The 20876-nt window shown below is 63.3% G+C and carries 1 protein-coding gene (only partly in view); it reads left to right on the top strand.

The window, feature by feature from the left end; translation table 11 throughout:
• On the top strand, window positions 1-20876 hold the 5' portion of the coding sequence (locus XaFJ1_RS04985) for a non-ribosomal peptide synthase/polyketide synthase (RefSeq protein WP_161525133.1). The gene runs 14512 nt beyond the window's last position; only the first 20876 of its 35388 coding nucleotides appear in the window; the start codon lies at window positions 1-3; the stop codon falls past the right edge of the window.

Raw genomic sequence — 20876 nt, 5'->3', positions numbered from 1 at the left:
ATGTCCTCTTCCCCCATGTCTCAACAGGATATCTCTAACCTGAGCCGTGAGGAGGCACATCGCCTCTGGGCCTTGTTGGCCGAATCAGACCCTGCTGCGGAAGAGAGCATCCCGCCACGCGACGACGACGCGGCGCTGCCGCTGTCCTACGCCCAGCAGCGACTGTGGTTCCTAGAACAGCTCGATCAACGTGCCGCACGCGCGTACCTGCTCGCCGGCGGCGTGGACCTGCACGGCGTGCTGAACCTATCCGCGCTGCAACAAGCCTTGGATCGCATCGTCGCCCGCCACGAAGCCCTGCGCACCTGTTTCGTCGCCAACGACGATGGCGCCACACAGGTAATTGCGCCGGCCAACGTCGGCTTTGCACTGGAGTGCATCGATCTGCGGCAAACAGCAGACCCCCACGCCGACGCCCAACTCCACGCCGAACAAGAAACCAACACGCCCTTCGACCTGAGCCGTGGTCCGTTGATCCGTGGTCGCCTGTTGCAGCTGGCCGATCAGCAACATCGCCTGCTGGTGACCATGCACCACATCGTTTCGGATGGCTGGTCGATGGCGTTGCTGGTGCAGGAACTGAGCGCGCTGTACGCCGCCTTCGTGCAAGGCCAACCCGATCCCTTGCCACCGTTGCCGATCCAATATCCCGATTACGCCATGTGGCAACGCCGCTGGCTCGATGGGCCACTGCTGCAACGTCAACTTGGCCTCTGGCGCGAGCACCTGCATGACGCGCCGGCACTGTTGGAACTGCCTACCGACCATCCGCGTCCAGCATTGCAGGACTATCGTGGCGACCATGTCGACATCGTCATCGATGCCGAACTCACCGACGCGTTGAATCACTTAAGTCAGCGCCACAGCACCACCATGTTCATGACCGTGCTGGCCGGCTGGGCCGTGCTGTTGTCACGACTGTCGGGTCAAGACCAGGTGGTGATCGGCGCACCCGTCGCCAATCGCACCCGCAGCGAACTCGAAGCGCTGATCGGGTTCTTCGTCAATGCCCAGGCACTGCGCATCGATCTACGCGGCGCGCCGACCGTCGCCGACTTGCTGGCGCAGGTACGCAGCACCGCACTGGCCGCGCAGGATCACCAGGACGTGCCGTTCGAACAGGTGATCGAAGCGCTCAACCCGGAACGGAGTTTGTCCGCGCACCCGGTGTTCCAGGTCATGCTCACCTGGCAGAACACTCCCACTGCAACTCCCACGTTGCCGGGTTTGGAGCTGCGCTCGATTGTTTACCCGGATACCTCAGCCAAATTCGATCTGCAACTCACCTTGGAAGCGCACGACGGCCGCATCGTCGGTACGCTCGGCTATGCCACCGCACTGTTCGAGCGCAGCACCATCGAGCGCCATCTGCACCACTTCTTCGCCGTGTTGCACGGCATGGTCGCCGACGAACACTGCCGCGTGGAGCGCTTGCCGCTCTTCAACACCACCGAGCGCCAACAATGGCTGCAACGCCTCGCCCGCGAGCATCGCGTCTTCGCCGACCAGCGCTGTCTGCCCAGCGTGTTCGAGCAGCAGGTCGCACGCACCCCGCAGGCCATCGCCGTGGTCGATGGCCAGTGCACGCTGTGCTATGCCGACCTCGATGCCCGCGCCAACCAACTCGCCCATCACCTGATCGCGCACGGCATCGGCCCGGAAGATCGCATCGCACTGTTCCTGCACCGCGGCGTGGAGGTGATCGTCGCCATCCTCGCCGTGCTCAAGGCTGGCGCCGCCTATCTGCCGCTGGACCCGGCCTATCCCGCCGAGCGACTGGCCTTCATGCTCGACGATGCGCAACCGCGCGTGCTCATCACCCAACATGCGCTGGCGAACGCATGGCAGGAGCGCGACGACATCACCCTCCTCCGGATCGACACGGATACCGACACCTGGGCACAACACCCCACTCACGCACCACAGCGCACCGATCTGCTGCCGCAACATCCGGCCTACCTCATCTACACCTCCGGTTCCACCGGCACCCCCAAGGGCGTCGTCATCGCCCATGCCCAAGTCGTGCGCCTGTTGCATGCCACCCGCGCGTGCGTCGCGCCGACCGCCGAGGATGTCTGGACCCTGTTCCATTCCTGCGCGTTCGATTTCTCCGTCTGGGAACTGTGGGGTGCACTGGCCCACGGCGGACGCCTGGTCGTGGTGTCACAGGACACCGCACGCGATCCCGACGCCTTCCATACCCTGCTGTGCGAGCAGCGCGTCAGCGTGCTCAACCAGACTCCCAGTGCGTTCCAGGCGCTGATCGATGCGCAACAGCACAGCGACTTGCAGCACCACCTGCGCCTGGTGATCTTCGGCGGCGAAGCCTTGCAACCGGCCAGTGTGTCCGCGTGGTTCACCGCGCATGGTCAGCGCACCACCCTGCTCAACATGTACGGCATCACCGAGACCACCGTACACGTCACCGCCCATGCACTCACCGCGCAGGATGTACAGCGTCCTGGCAACAGCCCGATCGGTGCACCGCTGGCGGATCTGCGCGCGTATGTACTGGGACCGGATGGTCAGTGCCTGCCGGTCGGTGTGGCCGGTGAACTGTACGTGGCCGGTGCGGGTCTGGCGCGCGGCTATCTGCATCGCCCAGGACTGACCGCCGAACGTTTCATCCCCGATCCGTTCGCCGATCAGCCCGGTACGCGCATGTACCGCAGCGGCGATCTGGCGCGCTGGCGCGCCGATGGCACGCTGGAGTATCTGGGCCGCAACGACGAGCAGATCAAACTGCGCGGGTTCCGCATCGAACTGGGCGAAATCCAGGCCGCGCTGCACGCCTGCGACGGTGTGCGGCAGGCGGCGGTCATTGTGCGCGAGGACGATGGCGACAGACGTCTGATCGCCTATGTGGTCGCTGATGCGGTCGCCAGCGCCGAGCAACTGCGCGCCACCTTGGCCACCCGCCTGCCCGAGCACATGGTCCCGGCGGCTTACGTACAGTTGGATCGGCTCCCGCTGACACCCAATGGCAAGCTGGATCGCAAGGCATTGCCCGCACCGGACGCCGACGCGCTGGCGACGCAAGCCTATGTCGCCCCAGAAGGCGAACTGGAAACACAGCTCGCCGATCTCTACCGCGAGCTACTCGGCGTCGAACAGGTCGGGCGTCACGACAACTTCTTCGCCCTCGGTGGGCACTCGCTGCTCGGCGTGCGCCTGATCTCGCGCATCCGCAGCGCGCTGGGATTGGAACTGCCGCTGGCCACCTTATTCGCCCAGCCGCGTCTGGTCGATCTGGCCCAGGCCCTGGACAACACCGACGCCAGCACCCTGCCGGCGATCGTACCAGCCGACCGCGATGCGCCATTGCCGCTGTCCTACGCCCAGCAGCGACTGTGGTTCCTGGAGCAGCTCGATCAACGTGCTGCACGCGCGTACCTGCTCGCCGGCGGCGTGGACCTGCACGGCGTGCTGAACCTGTCCGCGCTGCAACAAGCCTTGGATCGCATCGTCGCCCGCCACGAAGCCCTGCGCACCTGCTTCGTCGCCAGCGACGATGGCGCCACACAGGTGATTGCGCCGGCCAACGTCGGCTTTGCGCTGGAGTGCATCGATCTGCGGCAAACAGCAGACCCCCACGCCGACGCCCAACTCCACGCCGAACAAGAAACCAACACGCCCTTCGACCTGAGCCGTGGTCCGTTGATCCGTGGTCGCCTGTTGCAGCTGGCCGATCAGCAACATCGCCTGCTGGTGACCATGCACCACATCGTTTCGGATGGCTGGTCGATGGCGTTGCTGGTGCAGGAACTGAGCGCGCTGTACGCCGCCTTCGTGCAAGGCCAACCCGATCCCTTGCCACCGTTGCCGATCCAATATCCCGATTACGCCATGTGGCAACGCCGCTGGCTCGATGGGCCACTGCTGCAACGTCAACTTGGCTTCTGGCGCGAGCACCTGCATGACGCGCCGGCACTGTTGGAACTGCCTACCGACCATCCGCGTCCAGCATTGCAGGACTATCGTGGCGACCATGTCGACATCGTCATCGATGCCGAACTCACCGACGCGTTGAATCACTTAAGTCAGCGCCACGGCACCACCATGTTCATGACCGTGCTGGCCGGCTGGGCCGTGCTGTTGTCACGACTGTCGGGTCAAGACCAGGTGGTGATCGGCGCACCCGTCGCCAATCGCACCCGCAGCGAACTCGAAGCGCTGATCGGGTTCTTCGTCAATGCCCAGGCACTGCGCATCGATCTACGCGGTGCGCCGACCGTTGCCGACTTGCTGGCGCAGGTGCGCAGCACCGCACTGGCCGCGCAAGATCACCAAGACGTACCATTCGAAAAGGTGATCGAAGCGCTCAACCCGGAACGGAGTTTGTCCGCGCACCCGGTGTTCCAGGTCATGCTCACCTGGCAGAACACTCCCACTGCAACTCCCACGTTGCCGGGTTTGGAGCTGCGCTCGATTGTTTACCCGGATACCTCGGCCAAATTCGATCTGCAACTCACCTTGGAAGCGCACGATGGCCGCATCGTCGGTACGCTCGGCTATGCCACCGCGCTGTTCGAGCGCAGCACCATCGAGCGCCATCTGCACCACTTCTTCGCCGTGTTGCACGGCATGGTCGCCGACGAACACTGCCGCGTGGAGCGCTTGCCGCTCTTCAGCACCACCGAGCGCCAACAATGGCTGCAACGCCTCGCCCGCCAGCATCGCGTCTTCGCCGACCAGCGCTGTCTGCCCAGCGTGTTCGAGCAGCAGGTCGCACGCACCCCGCAGGCCATCGCCGTGGTCGATGGCCAGTGCACGCTGTGCTATGCCGACCTCGATGCCCGCGCCAACCAACTCGCCCATCACCTGATCGCGCACGGCATCGGCCCGGAAGATCGCATCGCACTGTTCCTGCACCGCGGCGTGGAGGTGATCGTCGCCATCCTCGCCGTGCTCAAGGCTGGCGCCGCCTATCTGCCGCTGGACCCGGCCTATCCCGCCGAGCGACTGGCCTTCATGCTCGACGATGCGCAACCGCGCGTGCTCATCACCCAACATGCGCTGGCGAACGCATGGCAGGAGCGCGACGACATCACCCTCCTCCGGATCGACACGGATACCGACACCTGGGCACAACAACCCACTCACGCACCGCAGCGCACCGATCTGCTGCCGCAACATCCGGCCTACCTCATCTACACCTCCGGTTCCACCGGCACCCCCAAGGGCGTCGTCATCGCCCATGCCCAGGTCGTGCGCCTGTTGCATGCCACCCGCGCGTGCGTCGCACCGACCGCCCAGGATGTCTGGACCCTGTTCCATTCCTGCGCGTTCGACTTCTCCGTCTGGGAACTGTGGGGCGCGCTGGCCCACGGCGGACGCCTGGTCGTGGTGTCGCAGGACACCGCACGCGATCCCGATGCCTTCCATACCCTGCTGTGCGAGCAGCGCGTCAGCGTGCTCAACCAGACCCCCAGTGCGTTCCAGGCGCTGATCGATGCGCAACAGCGCAGCGACCTGCATCACCATCTGCGCCTGGTGATCTTCGGCGGCGAAGCCTTGCAACCGGCCAGCCTGACCGCGTGGTACGCCGAACATGGTCAGCGCACCACCCTGCTCAACATGTACGGCATCACCGAGACCACCGTGCACGTCACCGCCCATGCACTCACCGCGCAGGATGTACAGCGTCCTGGCAACAGCCCGATCGGCGCACCGCTGGCGGATCTGCGCGCGTATGTGCTGGGACCCGATGGTCAGTGCCTGCCGGTCGGTGTGGCCGGTGAACTGTACGTGGCCGGTGCGGGTCTGGCGCGCGGCTATCTGCATCGCCCAGCACTGACCGCCGAACGTTTCGTCCCCGATCCGTTCGCCGATCAGCCCGGTACGCGCATGTACCGCAGCGGCGATCTGGCGCGCTGGCGCGCCGATGGCACGCTGGAGTATCTGGGCCGCAACGACGAGCAGATCAAACTGCGCGGGTTCCGCATCGAACTGGGCGAAATCCAGGCCGCGCTGCACGCCTGCGACGGTGTGCGGCAGGCGGCGGTCATTGTGCGCGAGGACGATGGCGACAGACGTCTGATCGCCTATGTGGTCGCTGATGCGGTCGCCAGCGCCGAGCAACTGCGCGCCACCTTGGCCACCCGCCTGCCCGAGCACATGGTCCCGGCGGCTTACGTACAGTTGGATCGGCTCCCGCTGACACCCAATGGCAAGCTGGATCGCAAGGCATTGCCCGCACCGGACGCCGACGCGCTGGCGACGCAAGCCTACCTCGCCCCAGAAGGCGAACGGGAAACACAGCTGGCCGATCTCTACCGCGAGCTACTCGGCGTCGAACAGGTCGGGCGTCACGACAACTTCTTCGCCCTCGGTGGGCACTCGCTGCTCGGCGTGCGCCTGATCTCGCGCATCCGCAGCGCGCTGGGATTGGAACTGCCGCTGGCCACCTTATTCGCCCAGCCGCGTCTGGTCGATCTGGCCCAGGCCCTGGACAACACCGACGCCAGCACCCTGCCGGCGATCGTACCAGCCGACCGCGATGCGCCATTGGCGCTGTCCTACGCCCAGCAGCGACTGTGGTTCCTAGAGCAGCTCGATCAACGTGCCGCACGCGCGTACCTGCTCGCCGGCGGCGTGGACCTGCACGGCGTGCTGAACCTGTCCGCGTTGCAACAAGCCCTGGATCGCATCGTCGCCCGCCACGAAGCTCTGCGCACCTGTTTCGTCGCCAACGACGATGGCGCCACACAGGTGATTGCACCGGCCAACGTCGGCTTTGCACTGGAGTGCATCGATCTGCGGCAAACAGCAGACCCCCACGCCGACGCCCAACTCCACGCCGAACAAGAAACCAACACGCCCTTCGACCTGAGTCGTGGTCCGTTGATCCGTGGTCGCCTGTTGCAGCTGGCCGAGCAGCAACATCGCCTGCTGGTGACCATGCACCACATCGTTTCGGATGGCTGGTCGATGGCGTTGCTGGTGCAGGAACTGAGCGCGCTGTACGCCGCCTTCGTGCAAGGCCAACCCGATCCCTTGCCGCCGTTGCCGATCCAATATCCCGATTACGCCGTGTGGCAACGCCGCTGGCTCGACGGACCACTGCTGCAACGTCAACTTAGCTTCTGGCGTGAGCACCTGCATGGCGCGCCGGCACTGTTGGAACTGCCTACCGACCATCCGCGTCCAGCATTGCAGGACTATCGTGGCGACCATGTCGACATCGTCATCGATGCCGAACTCACCGACGCGTTGAATCACTTAAGTCAGCGCCACGGCACCACCATGTTCATGACCGTGCTGGCCGGCTGGGCCGTGCTGTTGTCGCGACTGTCGGGTCAAGACCAGGTGGTGATCGGCGCGCCCGTCGCCAATCGCACCCGCAGCGAACTCGAAGCGCTGATCGGGTTCTTCGTCAATGCCCAGGCACTGCGCATCGATCTACGCGGCGCGCCGACCGTCGCCGACTTGCTGGCGCAGGTACGCGTCACCGCACTGGCCGCGCAGGATCACCAGGACGTGCCATTCGAAAAGGTGATCGAAGCGCTCAACCCGGAACGGAGTTTGTCCGCACAGCCGGTCTTCCAGGTCGTGCTCACTTGGCAGAACGTGCCTGATGCCGAGTTGGTCCTGCCCGACATTCGGTTGCAGCCCATCCCCGCACAGGCCGGCGATGCCAAGTTCGATCTGGAGTTCTCGCTGCTCGAGCAGCAGGATCGTATCGTCGGCAGCCTGGGGTATGCCAAGGCCTTGTTCGAGCGCAGCACCATTGAACGCCATCTGGCCCAGTTCGTGACCCTGTTGCGCGGCATGGTCGCCGACGCGCATGTCCGTGTCGCGCAACTGCCGCTGTTGCCCGCCGCCGAACGCGCGCAATTGCAGCGCTTCACCGTCACCGAGAGCACGTCGCTTCCACCGGCCACCTGCATCCACCACCTGTTCGACGCGCAGGTGCGGCGCACCCCCGATGCCATCGCGGTGAGCGAAGGACAACGCACTCTGCGCTATGCCGAACTGGATGCACGCGCCAATCGGCTCGCCCAGCGTCTACGCCGTTCCGGTGTCGGCCTGGAGAGTCGAGTCGCCCTGTACCTGCCGCGCAGCATCGAGCAAGTGGTCGCGGTGCTTGCCACGCTCAAGGCCGGCGCGGCGTATGTGCCGCTGGATCCGGAACTACCAAGCGAACGCCTGGCCTTCCTGCTGGAGGACAGCCGCCCGCGCGCAGTGCTGACCTGCACCGATCTGCAAGATCATCTCCCGGCCAGCCGCGCCATGCTGCGCGTCAGCGTGCTGACCATGGACGACATTGCCGAGACACAACACGATGATCCCGGCGCGCCGGATGTTCCCTGCCTGTGTCCGGACAATCTGGCCTATGTCATCTACACCTCCGGTTCCACCGGCCAACCCAAGGGCACCTTGCTCACGCATGCGGGTGCTGCGCATTATTTGCAATGGGCCATCGAAACCTATCGACCGCAGCCCAGCGCGGTGGTGTCCTCGTCGCTGTCCTTCGATGCCACCTTGACCAGCCTGCTCGCCCCGTTGCTGTGCGGTGCGCAGGTCGAACTGCTGCCCGACCACGACACCCTCGATGCCTTGCGTCAACGCCTGTGCGATCCGACTCCGCTAGGCTTGGTCAAGCTTACCCCGGCGCATCTGGAAGTGCTCGGTCAGCAGTTGGCCGACCACCCAACACCGCTGAGCCCGTCAGTGATGGTGATCGGCGGCGAAGCGCTGCCGACAACTACGCTGGCCCGTTGGCAGACCCTCGCGCCCCATACCCGGCTGATCAACGAATACGGCCCGACCGAGACCGTGGTCGGTTGTGCGGTCCACACGACCACCGCTGACGATGCACATGCGTCCAACGGACGCGTGCCGATTGGTCAACCGATTGCGCATCTGCGTCTGTACGTGCTCGATGCACACGGGCAACACGCGCCGATTGGCGTGGCCGGTCACCTGCATATCGCTGGGCCGCAACTGGCGCGCGGGTATCTCGGTCGTGCCGATCTGACCGCCGAACGCTTCGTGCCCGATCCGTTTGCCGAACAGCCAGGCCAACGCATGTACCGCAGTGGCGATATCACCTGCTGGCGTCCCGACGGCACGCTCGATTATCTCGGCCGCAACGACGACCAGGTCAAACTACGCGGGTTCCGCATCGAACTGGGCGAAATCGCCGCCGCGCTACGCGCCTGCGCGGGCGTGCAGGATGCCGCGGTGGTGCTGCGCGAGGACAACCCGGGCGAACCGCGATTGGTGGCCTATTTGGTCGGCGATGTCGATGGTATTGCCCTCAGCCCGGAGGCCATGCGTACCCAACTCGACGTGCGCCTGCCCGACTACATGTTGCCCACCGCTTACGTGCAACTGGAAACGCTGCCGTTGACCGCCAACGGCAAGTTGGATCGCAAGGCGTTACCAGCACCGGATGCAGCGGCCTATGCGGCGCGTGCATATGAAGCACCGCAGGGTGCGATCGAACAGACCATTGCCGCGATCTGGGGCGACCTGCTCGGTCTGGAGACGATCGGTCGCCACGACAACTTCTTTGCACTTGGGGGACATTCCTTGTTGGCGGTGACACTGACCGAGCGCATGCGACAACAAGGTCTGCGGGCCGACTTGCGCACCTTGTTCGCCACGCCGACGCTTGCTGCATTGGCGGCTGCGAGCGATGCCGTATCGGTCAATGTTCCGCCCAACCAGATTGCGTCCGACAGCGCGGTGATCACGCCGGAGATGCTGCCGCTGGTGACACTCACGCAGGAACAGATCGACAGCATCGTCGCGATAATCCCGGGCGGCTCTGCCAATCTCCAGGACATCTATCCGCTGGCTCCCTTGCAGGAAGGCATTTTCTTCCATCACCTGCTGCAACGCCAAGGCGATGCGTATCTGCAACCAAACCTGATCGCCTTCGACAGCCGTTCGCGTCTGGACGGATTTATCGATGCCTTGCAACGTGTGATCGATCGTCACGACATCCTGCGCACAGCAGTGGCGTGGGAAGGACTGGCCGCCCCCGTGCAAGTGGTGTGGCGTCGCGCCGCGCTGGTGATCGAGCACCTCTGCCTGGATGAGGCCGATGGCGAGGTGGCCGCACAGTTGCAGTCGCGCTTCGACCCACGGCACTGGCGTCTGGACGTGCGTCAGGCGCCGCTGATGCGTGGCGTGGCGGCACAGGATCCGGCCAATGGCCGTTGGTTGTTGCAGTTGCTCTGCCATCACCTTGCCCTGGATCACACCACACTGGAAATCGTGCTGGAAGAAGTCCGCTGCCACTTGGGTGGTGAAGCCGACAGCTTGCCGGCGCCGCTACCGTTCCGCAATTTTGTGGCGCAGGCGCTGTTGGGCGTGAGTCGCGAGGAGCATGAGGCGTATTTCCGGGCGATGCTGAGCGATGTGGAGGAGCCCTGTGCACCGTTTGGCGTGGTCAATGTACAAGGCGATGGAGCGGACGTGGAAGAAGCACGGCTTGAATTGCCGGATCCGCTGTCGGCATTGCTGCGCGACCAGGCACGCGTACTTGGCGTGAGTGCGGCCAGCCTGTTCCATCTGGCCTGGGCGCAGGTGGTGGCGCGCGCCACGGGGTGTGAGACGGTTGTGTTCGGCACGGTGCTGTTTGGCCGCATGCAGGGCGGGACGGGGGCCGACCGTGCACTGGGGGTGTTCATCAACACGTTGCCGCTACGGATCGAAATTGATGCATCCAACGTGGCGGAAAGTGTACGGATGGTGCAACAGCGTCTTGCCGGGCTGTTGCGGCACGAACATGCGCCGCTATCGCTGGCGCAGCGGTGCAGCGGTGTTCCTGCGCCAGCGCCGTTGTTCACCTCGCTGCTCAACTACCGGCATGGCGTCCAGGCAGAAGATACTGCCGAGGCGATGGCCTGGGAGGGAATTCAGACGCTGTCAAGTCATGAGCGAACGAATTATCCGCTTGCCGTTTCCATCGATGATGTTGGATCGGGTTTTACAGTGAATGTGCAGTCGCAGCACCCACTGGTCCCGGGACGGATAGGCGCGTTCCTGATGCAGGCGCTGACAGGGCTCGTTGATGCGCTTGTCCATGCACCGGAGAAGAGGGTGCGCGATCTCGACGTGCTGCCTGAGGCCGAGCGTCATCAGGTGTTGACCCAATGGAATGCGACAGCAGTTGATTATCCACGCGATGCCTATGTGCACGAACTGTTCGAAGCACAAGTGGCGCGAACACCATCAGCCATCGCACTGGTGCAGGGCCAGGTGTCGCTGACGTATGGCGAGTTGAATACTCAGGCCAACCGGATGGCGCATTACCTGCGCGAGTTGGGCGTGCGCCCGGACGACCGGGTGGCGATCTGCGCCCAGCGCAGCGTCGAGATGGTGGTGGCGTTGTTGGCGGTGTTGAAGGCCGGTAGTGCCTATGTGCCGCTGGATCCGGCTTATCCGCCGGAGCGGCTGGCTTACATGCGTGCCGATTGTGGCGCGTTGACGGTGCTGACGGATACCGCCAGCCGCCATCTAGTCGAGGACAGTGTCGCTTCGGCGGTGATCGTCGATCTGCAAGCCGATAGCAAATGCTGGGAGCACCTACCGGACAGCAATCCCGACCGTCATGCAAGCGGTCTGACTGCACGCCACCTAGCGTATGTCATCTACACCTCAGGATCGACCGGTGCGCCCAAGGGCGCGATGAATGAGCATCGCAGTGTCGTGAACTTGGCGCTGGCTCAGATACGCGCATTCAATGTCGAAGAGAACAGCCGCGTCATGCAGTTTTCCTCGCTGAGTTTTGATGCATTTGCTTCTGAGTTGTTTGTATCGCTGCTTTGCGGAGCGTCACTGTATATCGCTGATCGAGATGCGGTATTGGCAGGCGAAACGCTCACGAAAATCTTGAACGAACATCAGATTAGTCACGTCACCCTACCACCTTCGGTACTGAACAATTTGCCTGAAAAGCCAGCGTTTTCCTGTCTGAAGACACTCGTCGTTGCCGGCGAGGCACTCTCTGCAAGCATCGTAGAACGTTGGGGCCAAGGCAGACGCCTGATCAATGCATACGGCCCCACAGAGACGACGGTCTGCGCATGTCTACATGAATGTGATGCGAGTATGACGGGCGCGCCACCGATCGGTCGTCCGATTGCCAACGTACGGATCTATATTCTCGATGCACACATTGCGCCGGTCCCGATTGGGGTGGCGGGTGAGTTGTATATCGGTGGCGACGGCGTAGCTCGGGGGTATTTGAACCGAGACGATTTGACGGTCGAGCGCTTCCTGCCTGATCCATTCAGTGCCGATCCGACAGCACGGATGTACCGCACTGGCGATCTGGGGCGCTGGCGTGCCGATGGGACGATCGAGTTTGTGGGCCGCAACGATCACCAGGTCAAGATCCGCGGTTTCCGCATCGAACTGGGCGAGATCGAAGCGCGTCTGAGCGCGCATGCGGAGGTGCGCGAGTGCGTGGTGGTGGCACTGGATGCGGTGACAAGCAGCGATAAGCGACTGGTGGCGTATTGGGTCGGTGCAGAGGGTGTGATCTCCGAACATCTGGGCGCAGAAACTTTGCGCAGCTGGCTAACGGATGTGTTGCCGGATTACATGGTCCCAGCCGCTTATGTGCGGTTGGATCGCCTGCCACTGACCCCGAATGGCAAGCTGGATCGTAAGGCGTTACCGGCACCTGATGGGTCGGCGTATGCGGCGCATGCGTATGAAGCACCGCAGGGGGAAATCGAACAGACCATTGCTGCGATCTGGAGTGAACTGCTTGGCCTGGAGAACATCGGGCGTCACGACAACTTCTTCGCCCTCGGTGGGCACTCGCTGCTCGGCGTGCGCCTGATCTCGCGCATCCGCAGCGCGCTGGGATTGGAACTGCCGCTGGCCACCTTATTCGCCCAGCCGCGTCTGGTCGATCTGGCCCAGGCCCTGGACAACACCGACGCCAGCACCCTGCCGGCGATCGTACCAGCCGACCGCGATGCGCCATTGCCGCTGTCCTACGCCCAGCAGCGACTGTGGTTCCTAGAGCAGCTCGATCAACGTGCCGCACGCGCGTACCTGCTCGCCGGCGGCGTGGACCTGCACGGCGCGCTGAATCTGCCCGCGCTGCAACAGGCGCTGGATCGCATCGTCGCCCGCCACGAAGCCCTGCGCACCTGCTTCGTGACCGACGACGACGGCGCCACCCAGTCGATTGCTCCTGCGGATGTAGGCTTTGCGCTGACGTGTGCAGATCTGCGCAACACGCCAGATGCCCAGGTCGCCGCGCAAGATCAAGCCGAACAGGAAACCAACACGCCCTTCGAACTGAGCCGTGCTCCGTTGATCCGTGGTCGCCTGTTGCAGCTGGCCGAGCAGCAACATCGCCTGCTGGTGACCATGCACCACATCATCTCCGATGGCTGGTCCATCGGCATCCTGCTGCGCGAGCTTGGTGCACTGTACGCCGCCTTCGTGCAAGGTCAACCCGATCCGCTGCCGCCGCTGCCGATCCAATATCCCGATTACGCCGTATGGCAACGCCGCTGGCTCGACGGACCACTGCTGCAACGTCAACTTGGCTTCTGGCGTGAGCACCTGCATAGCGCGCCAGCACTGTTGGAACTGCCCACCGACCACCCGCGTCCAGCATTGCAGGATTATCGCGGCGACCATGTCGACATCACCCTCGATACCGCACTCACCCACGCCCTGCGTGCCCTGAGCCAACGCCACGGCACCACCGTGTTCATGACCGTGCTGACGGGCTGGGCCGTGCTGTTGTCACGGCTGTCGGGGCAAGACCAGGTTGTGATCGGCGCGCCCGTCGCCAACCGCACCCGTAGCGAACTCGAAGCGCTGATCGGGTTCTTCGTCAACGCCCAGGCACTACGCATCGATCTGCGCGGTGCGCCCACCGTCGCCGACTTGCTGGCGCAGGTGCGCGCTACCGCACTGGCCGCGCAGGATCACCAGGACGTACCGTTCGAACAGGTGATCGAAGCGCTCAATCCCGAGCGCAGTTTGTCCGCGCAGCCCGTGTTCCAGGTCGTGCTCACCTGGCAGAACGTGCCCGATGCCGAGTTGATCCTGCCCGACATTCGGTTGCAGCCGATCCCCGCACAGGCCAGCGATGCCAAGTTCGATCTGGAGTTCTCGCTGCACGAGCAGCAGGATCGTATCGTCGGCAGCCTGGGGTATGCCACGGCGTTGTTCGAGCGCAGTACTCTCGAACGCCATCTGGCCCAGTTCGTGACCCTGTTGCGCGGCATGGTCACCGACGCACATGTCCGTGTCGCGCAACTGCCGCTGTTGCCCGCCGACGAACGCGTGCAATTGCAGCGCTTCACCGTCACCGAGAGCACGTCGCTTCCACCGGCCACCTGCATCCACTCCCTGTTCGAAGCGCAGGTACAGCGCACACCCGATGCCATCGCGGTCAGCGAAGGCGAACACACCCTGCGCTATGCCGAACTGGATGGCTGCGCCAATCGGCTCGCCCAGCGTCTGCGCCGCTCCGGCGTCGGTGTGGAGAGTCGAGTCGCCTTGTACCTGCCGCGCAGCATCGAACAAGTAGTCGCGGTGCTCGCCACGCTCAAGGCCGGCGCGGCGTATGTGCCGCTGGATCCGGAACTGCCCAGCGAGCGTCTGGCCTTCCTGCTGGAGGACAGTCGCCCACGCGCAGTGCTGACCTGCACCAATTTGCAGGATCATCTCCCAGCCAGTCGCGCCATGCTGCGCGTCAGCGTGCTGACCCTGGACGACATTGCCGATACACACCACGATGATCCGAGCGCGCCGGATGTCCCCGGCCTGTGTCCGGACAATTTGGCCTACGTCATCTACACCTCGGGTTCCACCGGCCAACCCAAGGGCACTTTGCTCACCCATGCTAGTGCCGCGCATTATCTGCAATGGGCCGTCGCGACCTATCGGCCAACTCCCAGCGCGGTGGTGTCCTCGTCGCTGTCCTTCGATGCCACCTTGACCAGTCTGATCGCCCCGTTGCTGTGCGGTGCGCAGATCGAACTGCTGCCCGAACACGACACCCTCGATGCCTTGCGGCAACGCCTGTGCGATCCGACTCCGCTGGGCTTGGTCAAGCTCACTCCGGCGCATTTGGACGTGCTCGGCCAGCAGTTGGCCGACCACTCAACACCGCTGACTCCGGCGGTGATGGTGATCGGCGGCGAAGCACTGCCGCCAGCCACGCTGGCCCGTTGGCACGCCCTCGCACCGCACACCCGGCTGATCAACGAATACGGCCCGACCGAGACCGTGGTCGGCTGTGCGGTCCACACGACCACCGCCGACGATGCGCATGCACCCAACGGACGCGTGCCGATCGGTCAACCCATTGCGCATCTGCGCCTGTACGTGCTCGATGCGCACGGACAACACGCGCCGATTGGCGTGGCTGGAGAGCTACATATCGCCGGGCCACAGCTGGCGCGCGGCTATCTGGGGCGTGCGGATCTGACCGCCGAACGTTTTGTCCCCGATCCGTTTGCCGAGCACCCCGGCCAACGCATGTATCGCAGTGGCGATATCGCCTGCTGGCGCGCCGACGGCACGCTGGAGTATCTCGGTCGCAACGACGACCAGGTCAAGCTGCGCGGGTTCCGCATCGAGCTGGGCGAAATCGCCGCCGCATTGCGTGCCTGCGCGGGCGTGCAGGATGCCGTCGTGTTGCTGCGCGAGGACACCCCAGGCGAACCGCGATTGGTGGCCTATGTGGTCGGCAATGCCGACGTGCACAGCGCCGAGCGCCTGCGCAGTCAATTGGCCAATCGCCTGCCCGAGGTGATGCTGCCGACGGCTTATGTGCACTTGGAAGCGCTGCCGTTGACCGCCAACGGCAAGCTGGATCGCAAGGCGTTACCGGCACCGGATGGCACGGCCTATGCCGCGCGTGCGTATGAAGCACCACAGGGTGCCATCGAACAGGCCATTGCCGCGATCTGGGGCGACCTGCTCGGTCTGGAGACGATCGGTCGGCACGACAACTTCTTCGCCCTCGGTGGACATTCCTTGCTGGCGGTGCGGGTCGCCTCGCGCTTGCGTCATGAGCTGGGGACCGAGATCGGCGTGGCGGAGCTGTTTACGCATACGACGCTCCAGCAACTTGCCGCGTGCGTGGCGTCCTCGTCCGCTTCAGTTTTACCGCCGATCACGCCACTGGAGCCGGATGCACCACGCATGCTCTCCTTCGCGCAGCAGCGGCTCTGGTTCCTGTCGCAGTTCGAAGGCGTCAGTCAGGCGTATCACATCAGCGGTGGCCTGCGGTTGCGTGGGGCACTGGATACTCAGGCACTACAACATGCCCTGGATCGTATCGTGGCTCGGCATGCGTCGCTGCGCACAAGCTTCGCGCTAGTCGATGGGCAGGCGTTGCAGCAGATCGCCGCCGAGGACAGCGGCTTCCAGTTGATCGCTCACGACCTGTGCGATGTGCAAGATCGCGAGACCGCATTGGAACGGTTATTGGCCGACGAGGCGCAGACACCGTTCGCGCTCGAGTGCGGCCCGCTGATCCGTGGCGTGCTGGTACAGCTCGCCCACGACGAACACGTCCTCTTCGTGACCATGCACCACATCGTCTCGGACGGGTGGTCAATGGGGATTTTGATCAACGAGTTGAGTGTTTTGTATCGGGCATTTGCGCGCGGCGAAGCCGATCCGCTGTCGCCGTTGTCGATCCAATACGCCGATTATGCGCACTGGCAACGGCAATGGTTGACAGGCGAGGTGTTGCAGCGGCAGGCCGCTTATTGGCGCGAGGCGCTGTCTGGTGCGCCGGTGCTGTTGGAACTACCAACGGATCGTCCGCGTCCAGCGCAGCAAGATCATGCCGGTGCGATGCTGGAGGTGGTCATCGGTCCGCAGCAGGCACAGGCGCTGAAGGCGCTGAGCCAGCGGCATGGGCTGACGCTGTATATGACGCTACTCGCCAGTTGGGCACTGTTGTTGTCGCGTCTGTCCGGACAGGGTGATGTGGTGATCGGCAGTCCGGCGGCCAATCGTGGTCGCTCGGAAACCGAAGGGCTGATCGGATTCTTCGTCAACACGCTGGCGCTGCGGGTGGAACTGTCTGGCTCGCCGACGTTGGCGCAACTGCTGGCATCGGTGAAGGAACGTGCCCTGCAGGCACAGGCGCATCAGGACATTCCGTTCGAACAGGTGGTGGAATTGGTACAGCCGCCGCGCAGCCTGGCGCATGCACCGTTGTTCCAGGTGATGTTCGCCTGGCAGAACACGCCACAGGGCGAGTTGGATCTTGCCGAACTCGAAGCCAGTGGTCTTGGCACAGCGCAGACGAGTGCGCAGTTCGATCTGGCGTTGGCGTTGGCCGAAAGCGAGGACGGGATCCTCGGAAGTTTGAACTATGCCACGGCGCTGTTCGAGCGTTCGACGTTGGATCGCTGGATAGGGCATTGGCAGCATCTGTTGAATGCGATGGTGGCCGAGGGTGCCGAAGATCAGGCAGTGGACCATTTGCCACTGCTGAGCGAGGACGAACGGTATCAGGTGCTGATGCAATGGAATGCAACGGCATCGGATTATCCACGCGATGCCTGTGTGCATGAACTGTTCGAGGCTCAAGTGGCGCGCGATCCATCGGCCATCGCGGTGGTGCAGGGCGAGGTATCGCTGACGTATGGCGAGTTGAATGCGCAAGCCAACCAGTTGGCGCATTACCTGCGCGAGTTGGGCGTGTGCCCGGACGACCGGGTGGCGATCTGCGTGCAGCGCAGCGTCGAGATGGTGGTGGCGCTGTTGGCGGTGCTGAAGGCAGGCGGTGCGTATGTGCCGCTGGATCCGGCTTATCCGCCGGAGCGACTGGCTTACATGCGTGCCGATTGTGGCGCGGTGGCGGTGCTGACGGATGCCGCCAGCCGCCATCTAGTCGAGGACAGTGCTACTACGGCCGTGATCGTCGATCTGCAAGCTGACGGCGAGCGCTGGGAACACCTGCCAGACCTCAATCTCGATCACCACGCCAGCGGTGTGACTGCACACCATCTAGCCTATGTCATCTACACCTCGGGATCGACCGGTACGCCCAAGGGCGCCATGAATGAGCATCGCAGTGTCGTGAACCTGGCACTGGCTCAGATACGCGCGTTCAATGTCGAAGAAAACAGCCGTGTCATGCAGTTTTCCTCGCTGAGTTTTGATGCATTTGCTTCTGAGTTGTTTGTGTCGCTGTTTTGTGGAGCGTCACTGCATATCGCTGATCGAGGTGCGGTATTGGCAGGCGAAACGCTCACGAAAATATTGAGCGAACATCAGATTAGTCACGTCACCCTACCACCTTCGGCATTGAATAACCTACCTGAAAAGCCAGAGCTTTCCTGTCTAAAGACACTCGTCGTTGCCGGCGAAGCACTCTCTGCTGGCATCACAGAACGTTGGGGCCAAGGCAGACGCTTGATCAATGCATACGGCCCCACAGAGACGACGGTCTGCGCATGTATGCATGAATGTGATGCGAGTATAACGGGCGCGCCACCGATCGGGCGTCCGATTAACAACGTACGGATCTATATCCTCGATGTACACGGTGCGCCGGTCCCGATTGGGGTGGCGGGTGAGTTGTATATCGGTGGCGACGGCGTAGCTCGGGGGTATTTGAACCGAGACGACCTGACGGTCGAGCGCTTCCTGCCTGATCCATTCAGTGCTGATCCGACAGCACGCATGTACCGCACTGGCGATCTGGGGCGCTGGCGTGCCGATGGCACGATCGAGTTTTTGGGCCGCAACGATCACCAGGTCAAGATCCGTGGTTTCCGCATCGAATTGGGCGAGATCGAAGCGCGACTGAGCGCACATGCAGAGGTGCGCGAGTGCGTAGTGGTGGCGCTGGAGGATGCGACAGGCACGGGCAAACGGCTGGTGGCGTACTGGGTTGGCGCCGAAGGGGTGAGGTCCGATAGCGTGGATGCGGATGCTTTGCGCAGCTGGCTAACGGATGTACTGCCGGATTACATGGTCCCGGCGGCTTACGTACAACTGGATCGGCTGCCGCTGACGCCAAATGGCAAGCTGGATCGTAAGGCATTGCCAGCACCGGACGTCACGGCGTATGCGGCGCATGCGTATGAAGCACCCCAGGGCGAAATCGAACAAACCATCGCCGCAATCTGGCGCGAATTACTGGGTCTGGAAAACATCGGACGGCACGACAACTTCTTCGCCCTCGGTGGGCATTCGTTGTTGGCGGTGACACTGGCCGAGCGCATGCGCCAACAGGGTCTGCAGGCCGATTTACGCAGCTTGTTCGCCACGCCGACGCTTGCTGCATTGGCTGCTGCAAGCGGCGCGGTATCGGTCAGCGTTCCACCCAATCAGATTGCGCCCGATAGCGTGGCGATCACACCGGAGATGCTGCCGCTGGTCGCACTCACTCAAGCACAGATCGACACCATCGTCGCGATGACGCCAGGTGGCCCGGCCAATCTCCAGGACATCTATCCGTTGGCTCCATTGCAGGAAGGCATTTTCTTCCATCACCTGTTGCAGCGCGAAGGCGATGCCTATCTGCTGCGCAACCTGATTGCGTTCGATAGTCGTTCACGCCTGGATGGGTTTGTCGATGCCTTGCAACGTGTGATCGATCGTCACGACGTCCTGCGCACGGCGGTGGTGTGGGAAGGACTGACCGCACCCGTGCAAGTGGTGTGGCGTCGCGCCGCGCTGGTGATCGAGCACGTCTGCCTGGATGAGTCCGACGGCGAGGTGGCCGCACAGTTGCAGTCGCGCTTCGACCCACGGCACTGGCGTCTGGACCTGCGTCAGGCGCCGTTGATGCGTGGTTTTGCGGCGCACGATCTGGCCAATGGCCGCTGGTTGCTACAACTGATGAGCCATCAACTTACGTCCGACCATACAACGCTTGCGATCTTACTGGATGAGGTAAAGCAGCACCTTGGCGGTCACAGCGACAGGTTGCCACCTGCCCTGCCATTCCGCAATTTCGTGGCGCAGGCACTACTTGGCGTGAGCCAAGACGAACATGATGCGTATTTCCGCACGATGCTGGGCGATGTAGCTGAGCCCTGCGCGCCTTTCGGTCTTTTGAATGCACAGGGCGATGGGTCGGATGTGGAGGAGCTTCGGTTTGAGCTACCCGATCCGCTGTCGGCATTGCTGCGCAAGCAGGCGCGCGTGCTCGGCGTGAGCGTGGCGAGTCTGTTCCATCTGGCCTGGGCGCAGGTGGTAGCACGCGCCACGGGACGTGAGAGTGTGGTGTTCGGGACACTTCTGTTTGGCCGCATGCAAAGTGGCACGGGGGGCGACCGTACGCTGGGCATGTTCATCAACACATTGCCGTTACGCATCGAGATTGATGGATCCAGCGTGGCGAAGAGTGTGCGGCTGGCTCAACAGCATCTTGCTGAGCTGTTGCGGCATGAACATGCGCCGCTGTCGCTGGCGCAGCGTTGCAGCCGTGTTCCTGCGCCGGCCCCCTTGTTCACCTCATTGCTCAACTACCGGCATACCGCACCGGCAGAAAGCTCAGCCGAGTCATTGGCATGGGAAGGGATAGAGACACTAGTGGAGAATGATCGGACGAGTTATCCGCTCATGGTTTCCATCGACGACTTGGGATCCGATTTTGGATTGACGGTGCAGTCGCAGCGGCCACTGGTTCCGGGACGGATAGGCGCCTTCCTGATGAAGGCACTGGAAGGACTTGTCGATGCGCTTGCCCATGCGCCGGAAACGGCGGTGCGCGATCTTGACGTAATGCCTGAGGCCGAGCGCCATCAAATACTGATGGAATGGAATGCGACGGCGGCAGATTATCCGCGCGATGCGTGTGTGCACGAATTGTTCGAGGCGCAAGTGGCGCGTGATCCAGCGGCGATCGCGGTGATGCAAGGCGAAGTGGCGTTGACGTATGGCGAGTTGAACGCACAGGCAAA

The organism is Xanthomonas albilineans (assembly GCF_009931595.1).
In the GTDB taxonomy this organism is placed as follows: domain Bacteria; phylum Pseudomonadota; class Gammaproteobacteria; order Xanthomonadales; family Xanthomonadaceae; genus Xanthomonas_A; species Xanthomonas_A albilineans.
The sequence above is the reverse complement of the archived record's forward strand: the minus strand, read 5'-3'. Positions and strand labels throughout refer to the sequence as shown.